Here is a 24,991-nt window from a genome sequence, read left to right as displayed (position 1 = left end):
AATCCCGAATTTCCGAGCGAGTTGTGTGTCTATATAGGGTAAAATAAATTCCATCGTATGTAATATAAATTTATCTCCAAAAGAATCATGACAGTTTCCACGGTATCTAGAAGCGAAACCAGCAATTTTGACTTAGAGCATTTAAATCAAAAATTTGAAACGGCGACTCCAAAAGACATCTTGGCATGGTCTATCGAAAATATCCCCACGGGACTGGTGCAAACCAGCGCCTTTAACGTGGATGACATGATAATCACCCATATTCTATATAGTGAACTCCAGCATCCAGTCCCAGTTATATTTCTCGATACCTTATTCCACTTCCCCCAAACCCTAGAACTAGTTGCAAAAACCAAAGAAATTTACAATCTGGATCTGCAAACCTACAAAACCCCAGACCTAGATAGCCGCGAAGCATTTATCGCCAAATACGGCGAAGCACTGTGGGACAAAGATATTACCCAATTCCACAACGTTACCAAAATTGAACCTTTGCAACGGGGTTTAGACGAACTCAACACCATCGCGTGGATTACCGGACGTCGCCGAGACCAAGCCGTCACCCGTGCTAATATGCCCGTATTTGAATTGGATGGCAAAGGACGGTTGAAAGTTAATCCTTTAGCAGCCTGGACACGCAAAGACAGCTGGGTTTATGTAGCTGAACATGGAGTAATCTATAACCCCCTCCACGACCAAGGTTATCCCAGCATTGGCGATGAACCCATCACCACCAAAGTGGGCGACGGCGAAGATGAACGCGCCGGACGCTGGCGTGGAAGTGCGAAAACTGAATGTGGTATTCATATTTAGTCAGTGGTCATTTGTCATTGGTCATTTGTCATTTGTCCTTTGTCAGTTGTCCTTTGTCAGTTGTCATTGGTCATTTGTGATTTGTGATTTGTTATTAGTATTTAAACAAAGGACAACTGACAACTGACAAAGGACAACTGACAAATGACCAATATGATTAAAATCCTCCATCTCTCAGATATCCACATGGGAAGCGGCTTTTCCCACGGACGTATTAACCCAATCACAGGACTGAATACACGATTGGAGGATTTTGTCAATACATTATCTCGATGTATTGACCGAGCGCTGACAGAAACTGTGGATATGGTGATATTTGGTGGCGATGCTTTCCCGGATGCTACCCCACCGCCTTTTGTGCAAGAAGCTTTTGCTAGCCAGTTTCGCCGTCTTGTGGATGCAGAGATTCCGACGGTGCTGTTGGTGGGAAACCATGACCAACATTCTCAAGGACAGGGAGGAGCGAGTTTAAATATTTACCGCACCTTGGGAGTGCGGGGTTTTGTTGTGGGAGATACCTTAACTACTCACCGCATCGCCACCCGCAATGGTAAAGTCCAAGTCATCACCCTACCTTGGCTGACTCGTTCGACGTTAATGACTCGCCAAGAAACCGAAGGTTTGTCCATTGCGGAAGTCAATCAACTGTTAACTCAACGGTTACAAGTTGTCTTGGAAGGGGAAATTCGCCGTCTTGACCCTGATGTGCCCACAATACTCTTAGCACATTTGATGGCTGACAATGCAACTTTGGGCGCCGAACGTTTTTTAGCTGTGGGGAAAGGCTTTACTCTGCCTTTATCTTTGCTGACACGACCCTGTTTTGATTATGTCGCCTTGGGGCATGTCCACAAGCATCAAAACCTGAATAAATCCAACGATCCGCCGGTGATTTATCCAGGAAGTATTGAGCGTGTGGATTTTAGCGAAGAAAAGGAAGATAAAGGTTATATAATGATTGAATTAGAGCGGGGTAGGGTGAATTGGGAATTTTGTCCCTTAAGTGTTCGCACATTCAGGACAATTGACGTGGATTTATCCAAAGCAGATGATCCGCAAGCGGTATTAATGAAGGCGATCGCTAAACATGATCTTCAAGATGCTGTAGTCCGGCTAATTTACAAACTTCGTTCCGACCAGTTAGATCTAATAGATAGTTCATCTGTGCATGATGCTTTAACTTCAGCTCACACCTACACCATACAACCAGAGTTAGTCAGCCAATTGGCTAGACCGCGCATTCCCGAATTGAGTGCGAGTAATAGCATCGACCCCATAGAAGCGTTGAAAACTTACTTAAATAATCGTGAAGACCTCAAAGAGATAGCCGCATCCATGCTGGAAGCAGCACAGAATTTGCTAGGAGATGATGGGGAAGCTGTGCTGGAAGACATTTTTTAGTTGTTTGGCGATTGTATAGCATAGATCTACACATATATTTTCTGTTAGGGACTTCCAAATAAAAAAATATACAATCTGTAGGGTGCGTCAGAGCGAGAAACTTTTGACATAGCTAGAAATTATTTGTACTGACGCACCCTACTGTGGATAATTTAATTTCTGGTAATTTCTGGAAGTCCCTTAGATGAGATACTTGCGACTAGCCCGTTGTCGGAAAGAATTTTGTCATATCGCCACGTCCGTTTGTGGCTAGAACGTATTAATGGCGTTGCATATTTAGGGAGGAGATTACTCAATTTGGAGACGCTAACTAGCGGACAAATGATCATCCTAGCATCTCCTCCAACTCCTTCATTACAACTACTTTTAGTGATGGTAAAGAATGCTGAACCGTTGCCCATACTACCGCAACATCAACCTGCCAATATTCATGTACCAGCATATCCTTCATACCTGCTATTGATTTCCAAGGTATATCTGGATAGTGAACACGGCGCTCATGAGGAATCTTTTTAACAGCTTCACCAATAATTTCTAAAAGCTTCACCACCGCCAAAGTTTTCTCTCTGTTTGACTCAAAAGTCTCATAACTAACGCCATTTACAAACAAACCAATTTCTGTAATAGCATCGAGAATATCCTGTAAAAATTCGGGATAACTACGCTTCATATATAAATTGCCTCAGCCAAAACACGATCACGAATCCGAGGTTTAAGCCCGTTCTTAGTTACAATATCTACTTTCAACCCAAAAAGCTGACTTAAATAATCCCTAAGTTCGACCAACATAATGAAAGTAGGTGCTGTTTCATAATCAACCAGAATATCAATATCACTCAATTCTGTCTGCTCTCCCCTTGCATAAGAGCCAAAGATACCGATTTCTGTAATTTGATAATTTTCACAGAGAGATTGCTTTTGTAGTGATAAGACTTGTCGAAGTTCATCAAAGGTTTTCATGACATCTGAATAATTATTAAAACATCATCATAAATTGAGCCATATTTTTATTTTAAACCTATTTTTCGACAATTCTAGGACTTATGCAACTGTCATATTTTTTCGCCGAGTTTGTCAAGAGGAGCCAGCGCCGTGGGTGGGTTTACCGACTTAAGGCGACTGGCGTTGTATATCACTGAATTATCTGGAATCCTTGAACTCCCGCAATATCTAGAATCAAATCTGCGCCATATACCGATGCTGGAGTCTGGAATCCTGGTTTAACTTCGCCGTTAATTACCCGTTTGATAATTGCGACAGCGGCTAACGCAGTAAAATCGTAGGCTTCAGGTCCAGTAAGCTTTGCTGTGACTGTTTGACCAAGCCAATTTTAGATTTTAGATTTTAGATTTTAGATTGTTTCGGTACCTTGCAGGCTCCTTGTGTGCCTAACAAATCCAAAATCCGGGCATCCAAAATCGGTTGACCTACCATGAAAAGTCAGATTTATTTATGAACTAAAGGGTCTAAAGAACTGGCTAAGTCTGGGGTAGAAGGTTCCGGGTTATTGAGCATAGTTAATATCAACAAAGGCAGTTGGAACAGCACCCACACTAAATCTATAATCCCGAAAGTGGGATACACATTTGGGTAAATAAAGAAAAAGAAAATAACTCCATGTAGCCTAGCAATGATAGCCAATACGGCGTTGGCGGTGTAGCGGTACGGGTCATTTGCCCCAGGAATGTAAAATAGCGACAGCAAAAACACTAACAAGCCAGCAAATGAACTCCATACAGGGCCTTGGGTAGGTCTTTGGTGTAGTAACTCCAGTAGCCAAGTCGGTGCAAAAATCGCCGGTACAGCGATTAGCCAATTTTGTAAAATCCCTAGCCAGACGATGCGGCGAAACCAAACAGCATATTTGTTCATAACTTAACTTATTTACGAAAAACTGATTGCCATTTTGAATTGATTTGATTACCCAAAAGCTGGTTTATTTCAACACTCGGTTGATTTCTTGAACCACTTTTTCATTTTGCCAGTAGCTACCATGAGCATCACCACCTTGCAGTATAGGTAAAAGCGTCTGCGCAGTGACACAATCTAACAATCCTGCTTCCTGGGTGAGGATATCTTGAATATCTAAGTATTGTTTGTCACCATCCACTAAGTCAGTCATCAGTTCATTGAGTGGGTAAGCGATGGGATCACCTGGATGAATGTAATTTCTCCAGGGTAGCTTTTTACCATTGCGTACCTTTTGCAGGGACTCCAGTAGCTTTTGTAGGTTGGGAGTAATGTCGAAGCCACTGGGTGAATTACCGCTATCCTTACCGATCTGTACATTAGTCAGATTGAAGATGGCAACAGGTGAACCCATAGTATGAATACTGGCAATTTTGACACCATGATTCGGATTGCTCCCTATGCCAAAGATGACTTCACGAATAGCCTTCACATCTTCGTAACCAGGTAAATCTTTTTTCTTGTCTTCTGTATAGTCTTCATAGTCCCAACGACCGGCAAACAAGATGTCAAATAGAATCACGGTTCCCCAACTGTGTGTCACTAAATGTAGACGTTCATGGGAATTAGCATTTTTTAAATGATCAACAGCCTGCGTTCTGAGTGTATTAGCAACCTGAGAACCTACATGACGGCTAATATAAAGTGCAGCATCTCCAGTAAATTCGAGAATTTGTTGTTCACGAAATGTTCTGAACCACATATCATTCCAAAGGGGTGAAGCTTGGAATTGTTTACGAAGCTTGTCCTCTGCCTTTTCATTAACATCACCCCAGTAGAGAGGTACTTTTTTGAGGACTAGTTGGCGACTATCGGGACTTTCTTGCAGGCGTTTAAACAGTGGATCAGCATAAACTGGTTGTTCTGGATGGTCCTCACGAATGGTAACGCCATGTATAAACAAAATATAGTCAGTAGCCATACCAACACCTTCTTGACTGCTAGTTTTTTGAGTTGGTAAGTAGCTCGGCACAATTAAATATAAAACCTCGCTTCCATTCCTCTGCTCTACAAGGGGAGAGGCTTTGACTCCCCCCTTGTAGGGAAGGGGGCTGGAGGGTTTGGGTTATCTTATATTTTTTCAGGCCTAACTACTTAAGGAATCTGTTTATCCTAGGAAAAAGCCTGCAATTCAAATTTACAAGCTTTTGAGATACTCAATCAATGCTGTTTTATCCTCACCAGATAAATCAGTTCCATAAAGATGTCCTTGATTTGAGTTCCCACTCACAGACGTATCGTATTTAAACCCTACACGTTCAGCTTCAGCGCCCTCGGAAACAAAGCCAACTTTTTTCTGGTCGTAGACATCAAATCCCCGATAGAAAGATTTGGGACGGTTCTCTGGTTTTTCCAACAGGTCTTGTAAAGATGGCACAGAACCATTATGTAGATATGGCGCTCTTAACCAAAGACCATCAAGGGATACAGAGACATAACCATTTGTTTTCCGCAACTCCTTAAAGTCCCAAGGATAACCGTCTCCAAAATGATTGTAAGTATCTGCTGCTTGCTGCGTCCACATATCTAGACGGTGACGGTCAGTTCCCACTTCTGTTTGGGGAATCACCTTACCTGTTCTTTCACCGCCAAAAGCGTGACAAGATGCACAGGAATTACTAAAAATTTCTTTTCCTTGTGTAGCCAAGGTTTCATCAATTGCAAATGGATATTTGGGAGGCGGTAGTTCAGAAATAAACTCCTCTACCCGCTGAAGATCCTCTACAGGTAAAGACTCTTTAGTTGCACCATCCCCAATGGCTCCAGTTTGCACTGTTTCGCGCAGTGAAGTTTCCAACCCATCCCAATGGTACGCAAAGTTTTTGTGTTGCTTTTCGTTCCAAAGAGGCATCATATCAGAGTTGCCAATGGTGTCATCTTGAGGCAACTTTAAGGTGTTGAACTTGACCGGATTAAAGGGATCAATTCTTCCAGGTCCCCAGTTAGGACGGGAATCCATCCAAGCAAAGTCAGCTTTTTGTTGCAGTAACGCTTTCTTGGTTTGCGGAATGATGATAAAGCGATAAAGCAGGTTTTCTAACCAGGAAAAACCATAATTATATTTGATTTCATCAAGAATATAGTCGGCTGAAAATCTCGGGTCGCTAGCAGCATTACCAAGAAAGCGAATATAGCCTTGTAAATCAAATTTAGTTGAAGGACCTGCAGCAATAATTGTCGGCTTATCTTTGACGGTTTCTCGATAGGTGGCATTATGACAAATAGCACAAGTTACACCCACTCTAGGAAAGCCAATTGTCTTTTTAGAAAAACCAACTGGTAGTTCTTTTCCTTCTTCCCATGTCACACCCAAGGACGCATAGCCACCAGGTCTTGGTAGTTTGTCAGGAAATATGCGCGGTAACACTAACCAAATCCAATACGGAACACCTTGCGCCTGTTCTGTACCAATGGAACCATATTTAAAATGATCCTCTGCTGACTCATAATGGGTGGGAACTTCGCGAAACAAGTTGTACCAACCCACGTAACCCACAACACCAAAAACTAGGACAATAACGACAGCAATTGAGGTAATTATTTTCCCTAATTTTGACTTGAGTAATGCCATAAACTTAGGTTTCTCCCTGCTAAATTGTCCTTTAAAGTTTCTTCATGTACTCAACAATTGCATCTTTCTCTTCTGAAGAAAGATCAATTCCGTACAAGTGACCGCTGTTACTGTTGCCGGGTTTTGTGGTATCGAATTTAAAGTATTTCTTACCATTTTCCTCCGCTACATCAGACACAAAGCCAACTTTTTCTCTGTCGATCACGTCGTAGCCACGATAAAATTCTTTTGGTCTGTTCTCTGGCTTTTCTAGTAAATCGCGCAGGGTGGGGACTGAACCATTGTGCAGATAAGGTCCGCGTAACCAAGCACCATCAAGGGGCGCGTTTGCATAGCCATTTGTCTTGCGGAAATGATTAAATCGCCAGTCATAGCCTGCATACAAAGTATTTTGGTTAGACATCGTTTCATAGGTGTATGAATCGAGGCGATGTGGGTCTGTAGCAATCTCTTGAATTGGCACAACTTTACCTATGTAAGCACCACCAAAAGCATGGCAGCTAGCACAAGTATTTTGAAACAATTTTTCTCCCTTCGCCGCTACAGTTTCGTTAATTTCGTAGGGATATTTTGGTGCTGGTAGTTCTAATAGCCAATCGGCAATGCGCTTAATTCGAGGTAAATCAATTGTGACTGGTGTGACGCCAGCACCTAGGGCTGCACTCTTATTGCGTTCATCAACTGAATCGTTATTACCATCCCAGTGTAACTGTAATCCTTCGCGGGGTTTTTGATTCCAAATTGAGGGAAAATCAGAAGTACCAATCAGTTCATCCTCGCGCAATTTATCCATAGGAAAATGGAATTGAATTGCTTTATAAGGATTAAAAGTATCTACTCTTCCTGGACCCCAATCTGGTTGATTGTTGAGGAAAGAAAGTCGGTTTCCTTGATTAATTAGTGCGTCTCTAGTTTGGGGAATGGCGATGAAGCGATAAATTAATTTTTGGATGGGATTGAGACCGCCACTAATTTTTTCAATTTCTGGGAGCATCCGGTTAGCGGTAAAGCGTCCATCGACAGCAACTGTGGATAAGAACTTGATATATCCCTGCAGGTTGAGAACATTTGCAGGCATTGTTGTAATTACTTGATGTGCGCTACTCGATGTATCTCGCACCGTACCTGTATGACAGACAGCGCAATTCAAACCAACACGGTTTAAAAATACTCTACGTTCAGAAAAACCTACTGGTAAATCTTTACCTTCTTCCTTAATAAACCCTAGAGATGTATAACCTTTACCAGGTAATTTATCTGCAAATACTTCTGGCAAAACTTTCCAGATCCAGTAGGGAACTCCATTTACAGGTTCGCTACCAATTGAACCATATTTAAAGTGGTCTTCAATGTCAGCATAATCAACAGGGGAATTGGATAAAACCGGCCACAATAAAAAGATGGCTACTGCTACAATTCCCACAATTACAACCCAAATACGCTGAAAAAATCCCTTGATTCCTGGCTCTGAATTGGGGGTTAGCGTAGGGTTTGTTTGTTCAGTCATGAAACACTCCCTATGTTGGCGAAATTATCTACAATCGATGCATTATAGACTATTTGACGAACTGACTTGGATGAAATATTGACATAACTTCTGCCATCATTTCTTCGTAGTTATTAAACCTTTCTTCTTCATAGCAACCCAAGGGGTTTTCAATGACATTCAACAGGCATTTGTTGCAATAGGTACAGGGTTTATCTGCCAAGTCTTTACCTGCTTGAAAAGATTTAACCAAGTCGTTGTTAGCTATCAGGGTACGAGCCATTGTTACCCCATCGCAATACTGTTCATTAATTGCCTGACGAATATAAGAAGCTTGCTGAAAACCACCAGTGCATAAAACGGGAATATTGACGTTCTTTTTAATGTCACGAGCGTCTAATAAGTTTCTGCCTTGATTCGCTGCTAATAGCTCCTTAATTTTTGGATCTTTGACATCATCACCGCTAAAGGCCTGAGGACGCAATTGTTTTTTCACTCGGTTCCATAAACAATTGAAAAGTGGATGCAAAAATCCCTTGCGGAATAAAATGTAGTTACGGGTGGTTTCTGTGCCACTGGATAGCATGGCGTCATAAGTTTTAGTAATCACATCGAAATTAAAATCGCCAATGGGATTAAGTGGATGGGGAAACAAGCTACCAGTTGAAACATGTACTCCATCTGCGCCAGCCGCTTCTGCCCATTTACACACTTGGATAGACTCTTCAAGGGTATTACCTGGTTTTTCCCAAAAGGTAACGGCGTTGTTATAGTCAACGGCGCTGATTTTGAATTGCAGGTGAAAGTCGTTGCCTACTTCCTTACGGATTGCCTTAATTACATCTAGCAGAAATCGCGCTCGATTCTCTAAAGAACCACCATATTCGTCTGTGCGATCGTTAATTCCGGAACTGAGAAATTGGTTAAAAAGATATCCGTTAGCACTATGCAATTCCACTCCATCTAAACCTGCTTCCCTGGCACGTCTAGCACCATCAGCAAAGTATTGTATGGTTTCTTTAATCTCTTTGAGTGTCATTGCTTGACACAAAAACCCGTGAAATGGCTCGGTTTGGCTGGTGGAACTTAATGCTTTTTTCCCCAAGTTTTCTACACCACCGATGTCTTGCTGTCGCCCAGAATGACTCAATTGTAAAATAAATTTACAATCATATTCATGGACTTTCTCTCCAACTTTGTGCCAGAAAGGAATACGTTCATCACAGTCGATAGTGGCATAATTGGGCATAATTCTGCCCCGAATAGCAACCGGTACAAAAGAAGTAATAATTGCCCCTACTCCACCGCGAGCAAATTTATCTTCCCAGTTGACACGGGCTTGAGTACCTGAACCATCATAGTTATCCCACCTTCCGGAAATACTAGAGCGAAAAATCCGATTTTTCACGGTTAGATTACGAAATTTGAGCGGTTCAAAGATAATATCGTTTTCCATTTTCTCCTCCATTTCCTCCTTTGTGTTGGCAATAGCAGTTTGATCACCAATAACTTGTAATAAAAGTGCTTTTGGTAGCTGATTTAGGAGAACTCCAAACAATCAAAACAACCACTAGAAGTTGTTGAGGGCTGACGGTTGACCGCTGAGTGTTGACTATAAATTTGAGATTTTATTTAGATAATGGCATGTTTTTTGGTTCATGCCCTCTGCCTTGTGGTGGGGGTTAATCGGTCTAGTAAAGTTCTCTTAGTAGCAAGTCTTGGCTCTGACTTTGGACAAAATTGTAAATCCAAAATCCTGCTATTGATTGACTGCTAACTGTTAACCGTCAACAGTTGCAATTGCATATTTTTTACTTGAAAGTCCCTAGGAGGGATATCTTTCTTACCTACAAGCTCACTTTAGAGAATTCCGGACGCGACCTCTAAAATTATGGCTCAATGAATGATATGTAAGTACTTTTGAATTGGATACACATACAAAACATACAAAATTTTAGCTTGAATTATTACCCCTCCAGCCCAAAGTTTTGATGCACTTGGAATAGGACTATCCAAGTAATTTTATCTACAAAGCATACCCAGTATAAAATATATACATAAAAAGCGAATCTCTAGAAATAAATTTACAATTGTTTAAATTTGCTCATTATCATCTTTTCTTAATATACTTTAGTAAGTTGTGTAGTAATTTTGTATGTCAGCAACCCAGTCCTAAAGGACTGAGCTTGTAAGAGAAATCAAGCAAGCTGTGCTGACCAGACCACTCGGTAAAACGGGTAGCCGTTATTTGAGTCACGACACCTCGGAATGCGAAGCTAGTTCCCCGCCCTGTCGTTAGTGGTTAAACAAAACCAAGGTCACTGGTTTAGTGCCGCTAGCCTAACAAGCTCTTATAACCGGTCGAAGCTAACTTTACCCCGAAAGGGAGGCTCCTAGGAGCAAAACCGTTATGCGTACAGGATTGGGAAATTTGAAATGGTAATTGTCCCATTGAAAGTGCAATACAAAAGCACACCAAATTAAACAATCCCAAGGCGGTAATGGATCAACAAGATTGACTGCGACTAAAGTCGCCGAGTCGCTTCCCTCTCAGCACTAAAGTGACTGAGTTTCCCGCATCCCACGAGGTTCTATGAAGGTACATTGAACAGGCGGGGAGCATCGTAATTTTGCAAAAAGCCTTGAAGGACTCAGTTCACGAGCAGTAGGATAGAGGCAGAAAGCCGACAGGTTAAAAATTTAGTTCCATCATCTTCAGATGTAAACACGTTATATATCTAACGTTTCTGCAACTGAAAATTGATTTGCAGATTTGCAATGCTCTTGATCAGGCAGATTTTAATCGCCAGAAATTTCTTCAGTAAAAATCTGGAGTAAAAATCTGGAAAATGGTGAATTAATGTTGAATAAGTAGTGGAACTCACTTTAGGTGAGATCCACCTGAAAAGGTTTAGGTGTTGACACTAGAGAGTTTTATGAAAAAGACGAGTCTAATCTTGAAAGGCTGTCTAATGTTCCTCTCCGTGATGATTTTCATAATTAGCGGCCTTAATGGAACACCGGCAGCTCTGGCAAGCGAGTATAGTGAAACGCCTGTACTTGTCGCCAACGAGTATACTGATACACCTGTATACGATTATGTTGATAATTGCGATGGTATCGGATATCTCCCTCCTTACACAAAGGAGAATTTGACAGATGCTGAAAAGCGGGGTCGTTGCACTTGGTACTTATGGACTGGTGGTAACGCCAAATACTATCGAGATCTAGCCAAGCGTACCAAAGGCGGTGTTGACTTACTCAGACTGGTTGATTCCCATGAGCATGATCAGCGGTTCCAACACTATGGCGCAATTAACGATCCTGGATGTGAAAAGGCGACAGCACCAGATGAATACGGATTGTGGCTAGATAAGTGCAAAGATCCCCTCTCAAGTGGGGTCATTGGATTGCGTAAATTCAAAAATCCCAACTTCGACAAAGCAAAATGGGATGCGAAAAAGTACGCGACCAACGTTAACATCGAGCCTCCCTATGTGATTGGACAAACCTGTGCTATCTGTCACGTAGCCTTCGATCCGCTCAACCCACCCAAAGACAAAGAACACCCACAATGGGAAAACTTAGTACCAGCTTTGGGTAACCAATACATCAAGGAAAGCAAATTATTTGCCAGTAATATTCCGGAAACTAGTTTTATCGGACAAGTGCTGAAATCCCAGAGACCGGGTACTTCCGATACCTCTCGGATTGGTAACGATCACATTAACAACCCAAATGCGATCAATGCCATTTTTAATTTAGGCGATCGCCCCAAATACCCAGAGGTAATGAACGATGGTTCAACTAAGGAAGTAAATCATATCCTCAAAGATGGTGCAGATTCTACAGGTGTGGCTAATGCTTCACTACGGGTCTACGTCAATATTGGGATGTGCGGCGATTACTGGACAACTCTCCATGAGCCTTTGTTAGGGAGAACTCCCCAAAAACCCTTTGATATCGAAAAAGCGCGGAAGGAGTGCGAAGACTGGAGACAGACAGAAGCACGCATGGCTGATGCAGAAGCCTTCCTCAAAACCATCAAACCCATGCACCTAGCAGAAGCACCTGGTGGTCAGGCCTTTTTAACTAAGGATGAAGCAGTTCTCAACCGGGGTAAGAAAGTCTTTGCTAGCACTTGTGCTACCTGTCATTCCAGCAAACAGCCATCGGCAGAAATTGCTGCTGACCCTGAACAGGCTCAGAAATGGTACGAAGAATCTGTACTCAGTAGTGATTTTCTCGATCACAACTTCTTGTCAGATGACAAGCGTTACCCAGTCACACTCATTGGTACCAATATCGCCCGTTCTTTAGGTACAAATGCTACTAAAGGACATATCTGGGATCAGTTCTCTTCCAAAACCTATAAAGAACTGCCTTCACCAGGTACATTGGAATTGCCTAGTCCTGTAAAAGGCGAAACAGTCAACTTTAAAATTCCCGACGGCGGTTTGGGATATTACCGCACGCCTTCCCTAGTGAGTATTTGGGCAACAGCACCATTATTACACAACAACACATTAGGACTTTACAATGAAGATCCTTCTGTGGCAGGACGGATAGCAGCCTATACAGATGCTATAGAAAAGCTGCTGTGGCCCGAAAAGCGTGAAGGTATTATCAGTAAGACAGATCGCAAGACCAAATTAGATCTGCCACAAGGAGTTCCCAATCCTCGCGTGAGACTTCCAATTCCTCAAGGTACGCCTGTTAACTTAATTGCCAATATCAACCCCAGAGACGCAATCACAGATTTCAATATCGGAAACCTGTTCAAAGATTTGAAACCTGGTGGTGGTCTCAAGACTAAGTTGGTGCGTGTGCTTTTAAGATTCAACAAATCTCCTGACTTTGTTGAAGACAAGGGTCATACTTTTGGCTCTGAACTATCAGATGAAGACAAAAAAGCGCTAATTGAGTTTGTCAAGACGTTCTAAGTTGACTTGTCTGGATACTTAGCAGAGCTTTTGATAATCTCGTAACTTTATAGTTCATAGTAGGGCTAAAGCATTACTATGAACTATAAAATTCATCGATACATAGGCGTAGAGTATTTCCTAATTTGCAACTGTAACAGAGAAAAATTACTTCATGACCTACTCTCTGGGCACATATATTTTCCGCTATCGTGGTCAAGAGTCAACAGTCAAGGGTCAAAAGTCCAGGTTTTTTGGACTCTTGACTTTTGACCCTTGTCTGCGACACGCTGCGCGATGACAAGCTCTCGCGTTAAAACTATGACAGATGCGTAAGTCTTATACTTATTTATATCAGGGTGACGGCGTGATTAACAAAAACAATAGGAGGGATATATATGGCACAACAAAAGTATTTGCCGATAATCTTTGTTCGGGGATATGCTGGTACACAAAACGACGTTGAGACAGGGGTTGACGATCCATTTTATGGGTTTAACAGTGGTTCAAGCCATGTGCGGGTGGGAGAGAAAGGAGATCCGCAAAAGTTTTTTTTCGAGAGTCCATTGCTGCGGCTGATGACTGATCACGGTTATCAAGCAATTTTGGAGAATAACCAGTTGAACAGTAATCCCAAAAGTATTTATATTTACCGATTTTATGATATAACCACCCAAAGTTTTGGTTCCTCGACTCCGATTCGGCTGGAGATGGAGGAAATAGCCAAGGGTTTAAGGGACCTAATCAAGACTGTCAAACAGCAAACTGGTGCTAACAAAATTTATCTGATAGCACACTCTATGGGAGGTCTTGTCTGTCGCAGTTTAATTCAGAAAATTTATCCCGAAAATAAGGAGAAAGCTGTCGATCATATTGATAAGTTCTTTACTTATGGCACACCTCATGGTGGTATTTATTTTCAGGTTGGTGGCGGCTTAATCGAAACACTCAGGGACACATTCCGATTAAATAATTCGGATGACTTTGGTCCACAGCGGATGTACGAATATTTGACTTTGCAAGTCAAACCAGGCGCTCGATTAGACCCGAAATTTGATCCGCAAAATCTAGCAGGCGCATTTCCTGAAGACCGAGTTTTTTGTATCATCGGCACCAATTCACAAGATTATGGTAGTATGATCGGTAGGGTTGTAAGTCCACAAAGTGATGGTCTAGTTCAGATTGCTAAAGCCTACGTTAAAGGAACTCATCGCGCCTATATTCATCGGAGTCACACTGGGCGTTATGGGATGCTAAATTCTGAAGAAGGCTATCAAAATCTACAACGATTTCTATTTGGTGATATCAAGGTTAAGCTATCTCTTTGCAATATATCACTCAGTAATAGCGATAGTACTTTTTATCAAATGGAAGTCCGAGTTGCTCTGCGTGGTCTTCCCATTGCTATACATGAACAAGCGATCGCCCACTATTGCCCAATCACACTGGAGTTAACCAGAAGTCAACCTATCCCGCTGTTTACAGCCTTCTTAATTCCCCGCTACTCTGCCTCTGCTAATAATACCTGTAGATATGCCATTCGATTAGCGATATTTTCTTTCAAAAGAAAAGATCAAAACTCGTTATATGGCGATAACATAGATCAGCTACCCCTGTGGTCTGACTATATAATTGTTGATGTTACCGCCACAAATAATAGCTACCAGGCTAAATATAGCTGGAATTCCGAGATATCAGAGCCAAATGTGCAATTAAATTCCAATGCAGCGATTCCCTTACCTCAAAGGGGAAAACAGGTGTTGGGAGCAAAAGCACTGCTGCAATTAGAAATTGCCAACTGGTAAACTGGTAATCATATCGTCAGAGTTTTATTGCAAGTCGGCCTCTGCTGTGTTAACCAGAAGTACTGTAGATTTGTATTCTGGTTTGATTAAATGTTGCCAATTTTTGTCTAGTTAGTTATTACCAATGGGTAACTGAATTATCAATCAGTAATAACTAGTTATTCATCTATCTGTTTTCAACCTTTAAGGAAGGAGAAAATTATGCAGGGTAATCGCAAACCAACCGCGCTGATCACTGGTGCTTCTGGTGGGATTGGCTACGAACTCGCTAAGTTATTTGCTCAGGATAGTTACAATCTGGTCTTAGTAGCCAGAACTGAGCAAAAGTTGACTCAGATCGCCAATGACTTTAAACAAAAATTTGGCACCCAGAGCAAGGTGATTGCTAAGGATTTATCTCTAAGCACAGCTCCAGAAGAAATCTTCACGGAGCTGCAAGAAGCATCCATCAAGGTGGATGTACTGGTGAATAATGCTGGATTTGCTACCTACGGACTATTTCACGAAACTGACATAACGGCTGAACTGCAAATGCTACAAGTAAATGTGGTGTGTCTAACCCATTTAACTAAGTTATTCGTCAAAGATATGGTTCAGCAAGGTTCTGGAAAAATATTAAATCTGGCCTCGACGGCTGCTTTTCAACCAGGACCGCTCATGGCAGTTTATTATGCTAGCAAAGCCTATGTCTTATCCTTCTCCGAAGCGATCGCTAATGAGTTAGAAGGTACTGGTGTTTCTGTTACCGTACTCTGTCCTGGACCTACAGAGTCTGGTTTTCAACAAAGAGCTGCGATGGAAGACTCCAAGCTAGTCAGTGGTCAAAAGATTATGGATGCGGAAACCGTTGCGAAAATTGGTTATCGCAGTTTGCTGGAAAACAAAACCGTTGTGATTCCTGGGGTGAAAAATAAGATACTCGCTGAATCCGTAAGATTTACACCTAGAAAGCTAGTAACCAAACTAGTCAGAAGTATGCAAGACAACAAATAATTAGGTATTTTTTTTGCAAGGCTTTCAAACCCCCCTTCCCTTGTAGGGAAAGGGGGTAGGTTTGTCAATATTGAGTTGGGTGAAAATATTTCAAGTTGCATCATCCGCTTTCTGTGCAACTATAAAATGATTTTAGCTAAAACCGCAAGAAGCCTCTCACTCAGTCCGAAGGACGAGTGATGAGATGAATTACGGGGTGATGACGAATTGACCCGCAACCGATTCAATCCTACGGATTGAATCGGTTGCGGGTCGATGTTAGCGTAGCCTTCGGCGCTCGTAGAGAAGCGGCACGAAGTGCGGAATCACCATTTTCAAGTTTTAAGGAGTCGATAAAATCCTCAAGAATTCTTGTCATGGTCATATCTTTTTGAACTGAATATAAGCGCAGTTTATTTAATCGACGCTCAGATATCCTAAGATTTAAGGCTCTTGCGTGTATAGCGTGCTTAATTATTAATGAAAGTCGATTAAATTGCTTTAATAACAAGGCTTATAGGCGTTTATAATTTGATTTTTAGTAACAGTAGCTCAAATACAAAAAATAATGGCTTTTATCGGAGCCAGGCAAGGGTTTCAAACTTATTTTTTAACAAATTCAGCACGCTAAGTACGGAAGAGCCATGATTCTCAGTTATCGTAATGAAATTATTTTTACTGATTGCGGTATCAGAGAATATTGGGATGAGCAAAATACTTTGATGGTTGACCGCGATATTAACGCCGCAATCAACCTAAAAAGACTAGGGTTGGGCATTTTCCCTAGTATAAAACGCCGTAGTGGGAAACTGAACATAGTTGGATCTATGGACGATAGTACCACAAAGGAAATCCTTCATACCCTTCATTGGGCTGTTGGAAGCCTACACTGTAACCGCTTCGGTTCAGTGTAGGAGATGTCACGTTGAAAATTACGCAATCTCAGGGCATTAGTCACCACAGATAGTGACGAAAAAGCCATCGCTGCACCGGCGATAATGGGATTGAGTAACCAGCCAAAGATGGGGAAGAGAATTCCAGCCGCAATGGGAATCCCAATGATATTGTAAATAAAGGCGAAGAAAAGATTTTGGCGAATATTGGCAATGGTAGCGCGGCTGAGTTGAATAGCCGTCACGATTCCTTGCAAGTCTCCAGAAATGAGGGTAATATCGCTAGCGGCGATCGCCACATCTGTTCCCGTACCAATTGCAATTCCCACATCAGCCTGCGCCAGGGCTGGTGCATCATTTATACCATCGCCGACCATAGCGACGATGGAGTTAGGAGTGAGGAGTGAGGAATTAGGAGAATTTTTCCCAGTCCCCAGTCCCCCTTCTTGCAAGGATTTAATAATCGCCGCTTTCTGATCTGGTCGCACTTCGGCAAAGACTTGATTAATACCTACTTCTTGGGCGATCGCCTCTGCGGTTGGTTGATTGTCTCCGGTAAGCATTACTACTTCTAAGCCCATGTTTATTAGTGCTTTCACGGCGGCAAATGATGAAAATTTAAGGGCATCGGCAATCCCCATTATCCCTTGTATTTCCCCATCTACCGCCATCCAAATCACCGTTTTAGCGACGGCTTCCCAAGTTTGTTGATAATACTGTAAATCCTCAGTGTTAATCCCCAGTTCTGCTAACCAGCGTTGTGTCCCAATTTGTACAAGCTTTTCATCTACGATACCTTGTACACCGCTACCAGCCTGAGCCGCAAAATCTGTTACCGCAGATATTTCTTCCCAGTTGTTGGCTTCTATTTGAGACTGGGCATATTTTACCACCGCTGCTGCCAAGGGATGCTCAGAATTTCGTTCAACTGCTGCTGCTAATTCTAAAAGCCTTAACTCATTGTGATTGGCTGTGCCGTTGACTGTTACGAAGTCTGTCACCGTGGGTTTTCCTACAGTCAAAGTACCTGTTTTATCTAGGACGATAGTTTGAATTTTGTGTGCTAATTCTAAGCTTTGGGCGTCCTTAATTAAGATGCCATATTCTGCAGCTTTGCCTGTGCCCACCATGATAGAAGTGGGGGTAGCTAATCCTAAAGCGCAGGGACAGGCGATAATAAGTACACTCACCATTGTGATGATTGCCAAAGTCAGGTTGCCGCTGAAGTAAAACCAAATCACAAAAGTGGCGATCGCAATGGTAATGACAGCTGGTACAAACCAACCCGTAACTTGGTCAGCCAATCGCTGAATCGGTGCTTTGGAACCTTGAGCCTGTTGCACAAGTTTGACGATTTGAGACAAAAACGTATCTTTCCCTACCCGTGTTGCCCGAAACTTAAATGCACCAGTACCATTAATTGTCGCACCAATTACCTCATCCCCTAGTTGCTTTGTGACTGGCAAACTTTCACCAGTCACCATCGCCTCATCTACCGTTGAAATACCTTCTATTACTTCCCCATCTACGGGAATCTTTTCCCCTGGACGAACCAAAATCACATCATTGATTTTGACTTTGGCGACGGGAATATCAATTTCCACACCATCGCGGATGACTCTAGCATCTCTAGCTTGCAGTTCCATCAGTTGGCGGATGGCTTGAGAAGTTTCTCTTTTAGCGCGATTTTCCCAAAATCGCCCTAGCAGAATTAAAGTAATGACTATCGTTGCCACTTCATAATACACATGAGGCATTAAGCCCTGAGCAATCAAAAACCCTGGGAAAAAGGTAACAAATAAAGAATATAGATAGGCTGCACCCGTACCCAAGGCAATCAGGGTATCCATAGTTGCCCTATGGCGTTTCAGGGCTTTCCAGCCATTGCGGTAAAAAGAAGCACCACACCAGAACTGAACAGGTGTAGTTAAAACTAACTGCACCCAAGGATCATGCAGAAATCCGGGAATCACAGGTATATTTAGCCCAGTCATCATCGGCAGCGATCCCAATAGCAGTAGAATACTGATGACACCCGCCATAGCCACCTTCAAGGTGAGTTCCCTTTGCGCCGCTAACCGGCTTGTCGCTTCGGACTCATCTTCACTTGTGACCTTTTCTGGATCTTCAAGTGAAAAAGACGAATATCCCGCAGCATCAATAGCCGCTTGGATATGCGCTAAATCGGTTTGTTTGCGGTCATAATTAATTGCAGCTTGCTCCGCTGCAAAATTGACGTTGCAATCAATCACCCCTGGAACCGAACGAATCGCCTTTTCAACATTATTGGCGCAAGAGGCACAACTCATGCCTTGTAGTTTGAGTGTGAGATTATCCATATGGGGAGTTAGGAGTAGATAGACCACGCGGTAGGGGATCTAGGCCTTGCGCCTTTAACTGGCTGGATAACCTGCAGCAGCTAAGGCTTCCTTAATCACTGTTTCTGAGGCTTGAGTATCTACATTAACAAGCTTGGTTGTAGGATCAGCTTCAATGTTAGCGTTGACATCAACTGCTTTGAGTGCATTGGTAATATTCTTTGCACAAACAGAACAAGACATGTTGGGAACTGTGAGTGTGAGTGTCATAGGTTTCCAGGATTGTAAGGAAAAACGTTATCAAGACCAAGCTTGATCCCATTGCTGCATCTGCTGAATTTCTGCAGTTTGCGATTTGATCATAGCTTGAGCTAGGTTATGAATTTGTGGGTGGTTAGCACTATTGAGAACCATCTGCGCCATCATCACCGCCGATTGATGGTGGGGAATCATTTGGCGGATAAATTCCTTGTCAAAATCAGAGGCATTTTTCAAAGACTCCAGACTCATATCCATCCCCATCATTCCTGAGTGCATAGGCATAGTTGGCATCCCTTGACCGCTACCGTGATGCATTCCCATGCCAGTCATACCATGAGCAGGTACTTCAGCGCCATACCACTGTTGATACCAAGCTTTCATTTGCTCAATTTCTTTGGTCTGGTCTGTTTTAATTGCTGCTGCTAATTTTTTAATTTCTGGATGTTTAGCTTTTTGCAAAGCTAAGTCCGCCATCTCGACTGCTAGCTGATGGTGCGGTATCATCATTTCGATAAAATGTTTATCTACTTGCTGTCGGTTTGACGCACCACAAGAGGGAGATGTTAACGGACGCTGTTGTTGAGCGGTGGCACTGTAGATTATTGATCCACCAGTAATAATAGCACTACCCGCAAGTAAACCTACGAGCATATAAATTCCTGATTTGCTAATCATAACTTTTGCCCTTATTCCAAAGGAACGATTGCTGGGCGACTGGGGCTGATTCCACAAAAATCAGCAATTAGAGTTCTGCTGTTACTGATTTCTGGTGGGAAATCATCTTGAATTCATTGTAAACCTTTTACTCGATTCTCAACCCTCTACTCGCCTGGAGAGTCTAGAGGGTGTGACAAATTTTTGCAAATTTTTGTATTATACCTCTTTACAGAGGGATTTAGGGACTTCCAATTGAAACAATATCCCCTGGACGGGGCGCAAGGCCTTGCGCCCCTACATGCGCCCTTAAAATCGATTAATGGGGGATTGTGTCTGTAGATGCTGGAAAAATTCGCTAAAATATGTCATAGATAGAGAGTAAATTCCATAATTTTGCGATTTGCAAGCCAATGTCCAATATTCTTCACTGGAATTAACATTCTCAACTTAAATAATTTGCTATAACTTTACTTAATTAATACTAAATATTCCTGTTAGTTGGTGAAATGCAACTGCTATTTTGTATCTAGTGCATCTAGCTAATTAATTCTTAAACTTGTATTAACTTTTGAGAGATTTAATTAATGATGAAATCCTCTGCCGTTGCTTTAGTTATTGTGATTAGTCCCCTCGCCATGACCGAGAGTGTCTATGCCAATCAAGAGAATGTGCCAAGTACAATAGGTGAACGCAATCAGGCGGAGGTTTTGGTAACGGAACCTGCCACACTTAGTGATAAGTGGAACTATGTTGCCGACCAAACTGATAATTCAACACAAAATCCTAATTCTATTGTGATATTACGGGAACAGGGATGCCCAAAATTTAATCCACTGGATTTGATTAAAAATCCGAGTGGTATCTTTAAACCATGTCCGTTATCAACAAATATCCGCACTTCTCAAAGTACTGAGCCAATTGAATATTTAAAGGTTCCGCGACTAGATTCTGGTCTTAGTATAACAGTTACTAAATTTTGATGGTTGGCGTAGGGGCGCAAGGCCTTGCGCCCCTACCAATTAAATCAGTGAACAGTCAACAGTTATCAAAACTTTTAGCTGATAACTGATAACTGTTAATTGCTTGCGCCCCTAAGTAAGTCGGCGCGAACAAACAAAACTATATTACTACATGTAAATATGTCTCAAATGCTTACCAATGACAAATGACAAATGACCAATGACCAATGACCAATGACCAATGACCAATGACAAATGACAAATGACAAATGACAAATGACCAATGACCAATGACCAATGACCAATGACCAATGACCAATGACAAATGACGACCAAAGCCAGTACAGTTCAATAGCCGACCTACTTACCAATTAATTGAAAGTCTGCGGGAAACTTGGAAATTTGTTGCAAAATAGGTAGTCAAAGACCGATAAAATCAGGTATATTCCCTTAAGCATGGTACTGGAATAAGTTCATGGGACGCAGCTGGAGAAGTCTAACGACTATTGCAAGTTTGTTTTGTGCAATCGCCCTCACACAGTTTGGTCTGAAAAATACCTCTGCACAGGCGGCTGATACGGTTGTTGTGCGTTTAGGTCCGTTTACCGAATCGATATCTGTTACTGATCTGCAAACTGCAGCCACAACGGGAAAATTTCCTGAAGGTTTGGACTCTTACACCAAAAATTTATCACAATCACAACGTGGCTTCCTCTTGGGCGCACTGAGGATCAGTCTACCTATGAATGTGGTGACAATTAGTCGGTTACTGAATACGCAAATTGGTATAGCGATTCTTAACGACTTGTCTACAGCCATAGTGCGAAAAGACAAGGCTGGAGTCCAAGCAATCAGAGCAGCATTTGTTTTAGGATCTAGGGCGCCAGAGGGCATTTCTATACTTAATTTTATTGCGGCTTATCCGAGTAAACGCTTAGAGATTAATTTACCGCAAGCATTTAAAGTTGCCAGAAATTTGAACGCAGGTTTTTGGTTGACGCAACAGTTTATGGTGGCGATCGCCCCCCTATTCAACCCCACACAATCCCAAATATCTTTCTCCTTTGATCCGAGCCTACCAGGAAGCGCTCAAGTCCAGGTACTGAAGTTAACGTGGAATGACCAAAAGCGCGAACGTCAAATTCCAGTTGATATTTATTGGTCAACTGCTGTAACTGCTGACAAACCCGTAATTGTTTATACTCACGGCTATAGTTCAGTCCGCACAGACATGCGTTACTTAGCAGAACATTTAGCATCCCACGGTTATGTATTCGTGGCTTTAGAACATCCTGGTAGTAATGGGGCTTATGTGGATTTAGCAATCAAAAACAACACTAAGCTTTTACAACCCCAAGAGTTTTTAGACCGTCCCAGAGATATTAGTTTTGTCCTCGATGAACTAGCGAAACTCAACCAGACAGCTAATAACCCCCTACAAGGGAAACTCAACACCAATAACGCGATGGTTATTGGTCATTCTTTCGGGGGTGGTACAGCTTTAACAATTGCAGGTGGAGAGTTACAAATAGAAAATCTCAAAAAACTTTGCCCACAAAAAGCAGCTGAGTTGAGTGTGGGACAAACTCTCCAATGCGTTGCCCAAGATCTCCCAGAAAAGAGCTATCAGCTTGGCGATCCCAGAATCAAACGAGCGATGTCTCTCAATCCTACCACTTCGCTGATGTTTGGTGCAACTGGTTTAACCAAGGTGCAAATACCTACCCTAATTTTCGCAAGTTCCGCAGATAAAAGTGTTCCAGCTTTAACTGAACAGATTTTACCCTTTGTCCAAATCCCATCGCCTAAATGGCTGGTTGGTGTACTTGGGGGTACTCATCTAAGTGTGAAAGACCCCAGTACCACATTAGATCAGGCCACAGCACTGAATACTCCTTTTTTTGGTGGTGAAGTTGTGGGTGAGCAAGCGGCTGATATTCGCAAATACCTCAAAGCTATAACTTTGGCTTTTGCGGCACAAATGTCTCCAGAAGCTAGCAAATACAGTACTTTTCTGACCCAAGATTATGCTCAGTTTGCTTCCACTCAGGCCTTTCCCATTCGCATAGTTACTGAAATTCCCCCAGAGGCTCTGCAAATGGTGAAACAATTTCTGGGAAATTGACAGGTAATTATAACACCTTAGTGTTAATTGAACCACAGATATTTGTAGGGGCGCAAGGCCTTGCGCCCCCCACGCTCATCAACAACGCCAAAAACGCTGATTTTCCCGATGATGTCAAATCTGTTTGTATCGGAATTATTCCTCTAATTACAACACCTTAGTGTTAATTGAACCACAGATATTTGTAGGGGCGCAAGGCCTTGCGCCCCCCACGCTCATCAACAACGCCAAAAACGCTGATTTTCCCGATGATGATGTCAAATCTGTTTGTATCGGAATTATTCGTCTTTCTAACTCTGCGCCCTCAGCGCCTGTGAGGTTTTTTAATCATTCAGATACTACCGAATTTGATATGAAAAATCAAGAAAGCATTTGAACAGAACACTACAAATCTGGCGGTAAAATCACCTGATTAATTGCATGGATTACACCATTACTACCTTTAATATCTGGTTGAATTACCTGAGCATCATTGACTGATACACCAGTTTTATCATCAACTTTGACGTTGATATCGCCACCTTCAATACTTTTGACTTGTCCAGATTTCAAATCGCTCGACAGTACCGTACCAGATACCACATGATAAGTTAACAACTTCACCAATACTTCTTTATTCTCAGGCTTTAACAAATCTCGCAAAGCATCCGCTGGTAATTTCTTAAACGCTGCATCAGTAGGTGCGAAAATTGTGAAATTATCTTTTCCTTGCAAAGTTTCTGTCAATCCGGCTGCTTTCAAAGCCTCCTTTAGTATGCTAAAAGATCCCTTTGCTTCTGCTATTATTGCTACTAAGTTCTTACCTTGAGTATTGGTAGTCCCAGATGTAGCTGGCTTGTTGGTGGGTTCAGTTGTCGAAGGTGTCCCTGTTGATGGGTTGCTGGGTGTGGGTTCAGTTGTCGAAGGTGTCTCTGTTGATGGTGTGGTGGGTGTGGCTTCAGGGGGATTACTGGGAGTGGGCGCAGTGCGATTACCACGGTTATACCTAGGCTCATTGAAAATACTGGGGCGAGGATTGAGTGGAGAGTTCCCACTCTTGGGCGCTGTCCCTGGTTTTTGGCGTTTATTACCCTTTGATGTTTCTAGTCCAGGTTGAGCATCATTGTATTGAGAGTTTACCTCTATAGGTTGACTTCGGTTATAGGGTGTCTCGCTAAAAATGCTGGGATGAGGATTGAGAGCCTCTTTTGCTCCTGATGGTAAAGTAATCAGCAGACTGACGCCGGTTAATCCCACTATACCTGCTAAATTGCGAATAAATTGGTTGTAATTAAGGTTCATAAATTTTGTTTGTGCTAATTTTCTACAGCTGACATAAAGACTTATAGCATTTTATTACGCAGAAAACTAACCGGAGAATTAAGAAATTTTTACCAAAAATTAATGTGCTGGAAATATTGATTTAATTCGCCGAAAATTATCACCGTTATGATTAAGTGGCTGGACTTAAAGACCTCTCTCCAAATCTCTCCCATCCCAGGGGAGAAGCTTTCAATCTCCCCGGTAAGGGTTTGGGGGTTAGGTCTATTTACGCTATTCTATAGGAATCATATTTGATTTCTCAAAAAATATCGGTATCTGTAGTATCTGTAGGTAGGGCAATACCCACCATATCTCAATACAGTTCAGTTAAGGAAAATTGTCGTAGGGGCACGGCACGAATAAAATTGTCATTAGAAGAAAAGATTTTGGATGTTCCCTACACTGTATACCTCAGCATTCAAATTATACAATTTAAACAATTTCATCGGCAGCATCAAGCACTCAGAACTAATTTATAGCTAGCTTGTCAAAGATAAAAATTTTATTCAGTGGTGAAGCCTAAAACCTGAGAGGTGA

General features: G+C 42.2%; 20 protein-coding genes. 8 read left to right on the top strand and 12 right to left on the bottom strand.

Annotation, left to right across the window (positions count from 1 at the left end):
* Nucleotides 1-87: 87 nt before the first annotated feature.
* Together cysH and HEQ19_14525 are read left to right on the top strand one after the other, a co-directional pair.
* Nucleotides 88-813, top strand: a complete 726-nt coding sequence (cysH, locus tag HEQ19_14530; protein ID WYM00556.1) for a phosphoadenosine phosphosulfate reductase — start codon at nucleotides 88-90, stop codon at nucleotides 811-813.
* Nucleotides 814-966: 153 nt separating this feature from the next.
* Nucleotides 967-2,214 carry an exonuclease SbcCD subunit D gene (locus HEQ19_14525; protein ID WYM03414.1) on the top strand — a complete coding sequence of 416 codons (1,248 nt, stop codon included), beginning with the start codon at nucleotides 967-969 and terminating at the stop codon, nucleotides 2,212-2,214.
* Between the two features lie 325 nt (nucleotides 2,215-2,539).
* Here HEQ19_14525 and HEQ19_14520 read toward each other — a convergent pair whose 3' ends face one another.
* From HEQ19_14520 to HEQ19_14490, 7 genes are all read right to left on the bottom strand, one after another.
* The gene (locus HEQ19_14520; GenBank protein WYM00555.1) at nucleotides 2,540-2,884 is read right to left on the bottom strand and encodes a DUF86 domain-containing protein; all 345 of its coding nucleotides are present in this window, start codon (nucleotides 2,882-2,884) and stop codon (nucleotides 2,540-2,542) included.
* Complete coding sequence (locus HEQ19_14515; protein ID WYM00554.1) at nucleotides 2,881-3,174, bottom strand: nucleotidyltransferase family protein; 294 nt, start codon at nucleotides 3,172-3,174, stop codon at nucleotides 2,881-2,883. Before HEQ19_14515 ends, HEQ19_14520 begins: the two co-directional genes overlap by 4 nt.
* 486 nt (nucleotides 3,175-3,660) lie before the next feature.
* Nucleotides 3,661-4,086 carry a hypothetical protein gene (locus HEQ19_14510; GenBank protein WYM00553.1) on the bottom strand — a complete coding sequence of 142 codons (426 nt, stop codon included), beginning with the start codon at nucleotides 4,084-4,086 and terminating at the stop codon, nucleotides 3,661-3,663.
* 64 nt (nucleotides 4,087-4,150) lie between these two features.
* Nucleotides 4,151-5,155 (bottom strand): hypothetical protein, encoded by a 1,005-nt coding sequence (locus HEQ19_14505; protein WYM00552.2) that lies wholly within the window; start codon nucleotides 5,153-5,155, stop codon nucleotides 4,151-4,153.
* Nucleotides 5,156-5,320: 165 nt separating this feature from the next.
* Nucleotides 5,321-6,754: a cytochrome c gene (locus HEQ19_14500; protein WYM00551.1), complete on the bottom strand. Its 1,434-nt coding sequence runs from the start codon at nucleotides 6,752-6,754 to the stop codon at nucleotides 5,321-5,323.
* Nucleotides 6,755-6,785: 31 nt separating this feature from the next.
* A complete protein-coding gene (locus HEQ19_14495) occupies nucleotides 6,786-8,261 on the bottom strand; it encodes a c-type cytochrome (GenBank protein WYM00550.1) in 1,476 nt (491 codons plus the stop codon).
* 49 nt (nucleotides 8,262-8,310) lie between these two features.
* Entirely contained in the window at nucleotides 8,311-9,798 is a 1,488-nt protein-coding gene (locus HEQ19_14490; GenBank protein ID WYM03413.2) for an NADH:flavin oxidoreductase, read from the bottom strand.
* Between the two features lie 1,378 nt (nucleotides 9,799-11,176).
* Here HEQ19_14490 and HEQ19_14485 point away from each other — a divergent pair.
* The 3 genes from HEQ19_14485 to HEQ19_14475 all read left to right on the top strand — a co-directional run bounded on the left by HEQ19_14485 (nucleotide 11,177) and on the right by HEQ19_14475 (nucleotide 15,960).
* Nucleotides 11,177-13,183 carry a hypothetical protein gene (locus tag HEQ19_14485; protein ID WYM00549.1) on the top strand — a complete coding sequence of 669 codons (2,007 nt, stop codon included), beginning with the start codon at nucleotides 11,177-11,179 and terminating at the stop codon, nucleotides 13,181-13,183.
* A 377-nt stretch (nucleotides 13,184-13,560) separates the two neighbouring features.
* On the top strand, nucleotides 13,561-14,967 hold the full coding sequence (locus HEQ19_14480) for an alpha/beta hydrolase (GenBank protein WYM00548.1): 1,407 nt from the start codon (nucleotides 13,561-13,563) through the stop codon (nucleotides 14,965-14,967).
* Nucleotides 14,968-15,168: 201 nt separating this feature from the next.
* On the top strand, nucleotides 15,169-15,960 hold the full coding sequence (locus tag HEQ19_14475) for an SDR family oxidoreductase (GenBank protein ID WYM00547.1): 792 nt from the start codon (nucleotides 15,169-15,171) through the stop codon (nucleotides 15,958-15,960).
* A gap of 844 nt (nucleotides 15,961-16,804) precedes the next feature.
* On the opposite strand, the gene HEQ19_14470 is transcribed toward HEQ19_14475, so the two are convergent.
* The 3 genes from HEQ19_14470 to HEQ19_14460 are packed head-to-tail and all read right to left on the bottom strand — an operon-like array spanning nucleotide 16,805 to nucleotide 20,086.
* Nucleotides 16,805-19,171 (bottom strand): heavy metal translocating P-type ATPase, encoded by a 2,367-nt coding sequence (locus HEQ19_14470; GenBank protein ID WYM00546.1) that lies wholly within the window; start codon nucleotides 19,169-19,171, stop codon nucleotides 16,805-16,807.
* A gap of 54 nt (nucleotides 19,172-19,225) precedes the next feature.
* Nucleotides 19,226-19,420 (bottom strand): heavy-metal-associated domain-containing protein, encoded by a 195-nt coding sequence (locus HEQ19_14465; GenBank protein ID WYM00545.1) that lies wholly within the window; start codon nucleotides 19,418-19,420, stop codon nucleotides 19,226-19,228.
* Nucleotides 19,421-19,450: 30 nt separating this feature from the next.
* On the bottom strand, nucleotides 19,451-20,086 hold the full coding sequence (locus HEQ19_14460) for a DUF305 domain-containing protein (protein WYM00544.1): 636 nt from the start codon (nucleotides 20,084-20,086) through the stop codon (nucleotides 19,451-19,453).
* Nucleotides 20,087-20,652: 566 nt separating this feature from the next.
* Here HEQ19_14460 and HEQ19_14455 point away from each other — a divergent pair.
* Nucleotides 20,653-21,048, top strand: coding sequence for a hypothetical protein (locus tag HEQ19_14455; GenBank protein ID WYM03412.2), 396 nt, complete (start codon nucleotides 20,653-20,655; stop codon nucleotides 21,046-21,048).
* 172 nt (nucleotides 21,049-21,220) lie between these two features.
* On the opposite strand, the gene HEQ19_14450 is transcribed toward HEQ19_14455, so the two are convergent.
* Entirely contained in the window at nucleotides 21,221-21,379 is a 159-nt protein-coding gene (locus HEQ19_14450) for a hypothetical protein (protein WYL98116.1), read from the bottom strand.
* A 123-nt stretch (nucleotides 21,380-21,502) separates the two neighbouring features.
* On the opposite strand from HEQ19_14450, the gene HEQ19_14445 reads away from it, so the two are divergent.
* Together HEQ19_14445 and HEQ19_14440 are read left to right on the top strand one after the other, a co-directional pair.
* Entirely contained in the window at nucleotides 21,503-23,152 is a 1,650-nt protein-coding gene (locus tag HEQ19_14445; protein ID WYM00543.1) for an alpha/beta hydrolase, read from the top strand.
* A 160-nt stretch (nucleotides 23,153-23,312) separates the two neighbouring features.
* Nucleotides 23,313-23,528 carry a hypothetical protein gene (locus HEQ19_14440; protein WYM00542.1) on the top strand — a complete coding sequence of 72 codons (216 nt, stop codon included), beginning with the start codon at nucleotides 23,313-23,315 and terminating at the stop codon, nucleotides 23,526-23,528.
* A gap of 8 nt (nucleotides 23,529-23,536) precedes the next feature.
* Here HEQ19_14440 and HEQ19_14435 read toward each other — a convergent pair whose 3' ends face one another.
* A complete protein-coding gene (locus HEQ19_14435) occupies nucleotides 23,537-24,433 on the bottom strand; it encodes a fasciclin domain-containing protein (GenBank protein WYM00541.1) in 897 nt (298 codons plus the stop codon).
* Nucleotides 24,434-24,991 lie beyond the last annotated feature (558 nt).

This window comes from Gloeotrichia echinulata CP02 (assembly GCA_038087035.1).
In the GTDB taxonomy this organism is placed as follows: Bacteria; Cyanobacteriota; Cyanobacteriia; order Cyanobacteriales; family Nostocaceae; genus Gloeotrichia; species Gloeotrichia echinulata.
Note: the sequence above shows the minus strand (reverse complement) of the source record. Positions and strands in the feature narration are given on the sequence as shown.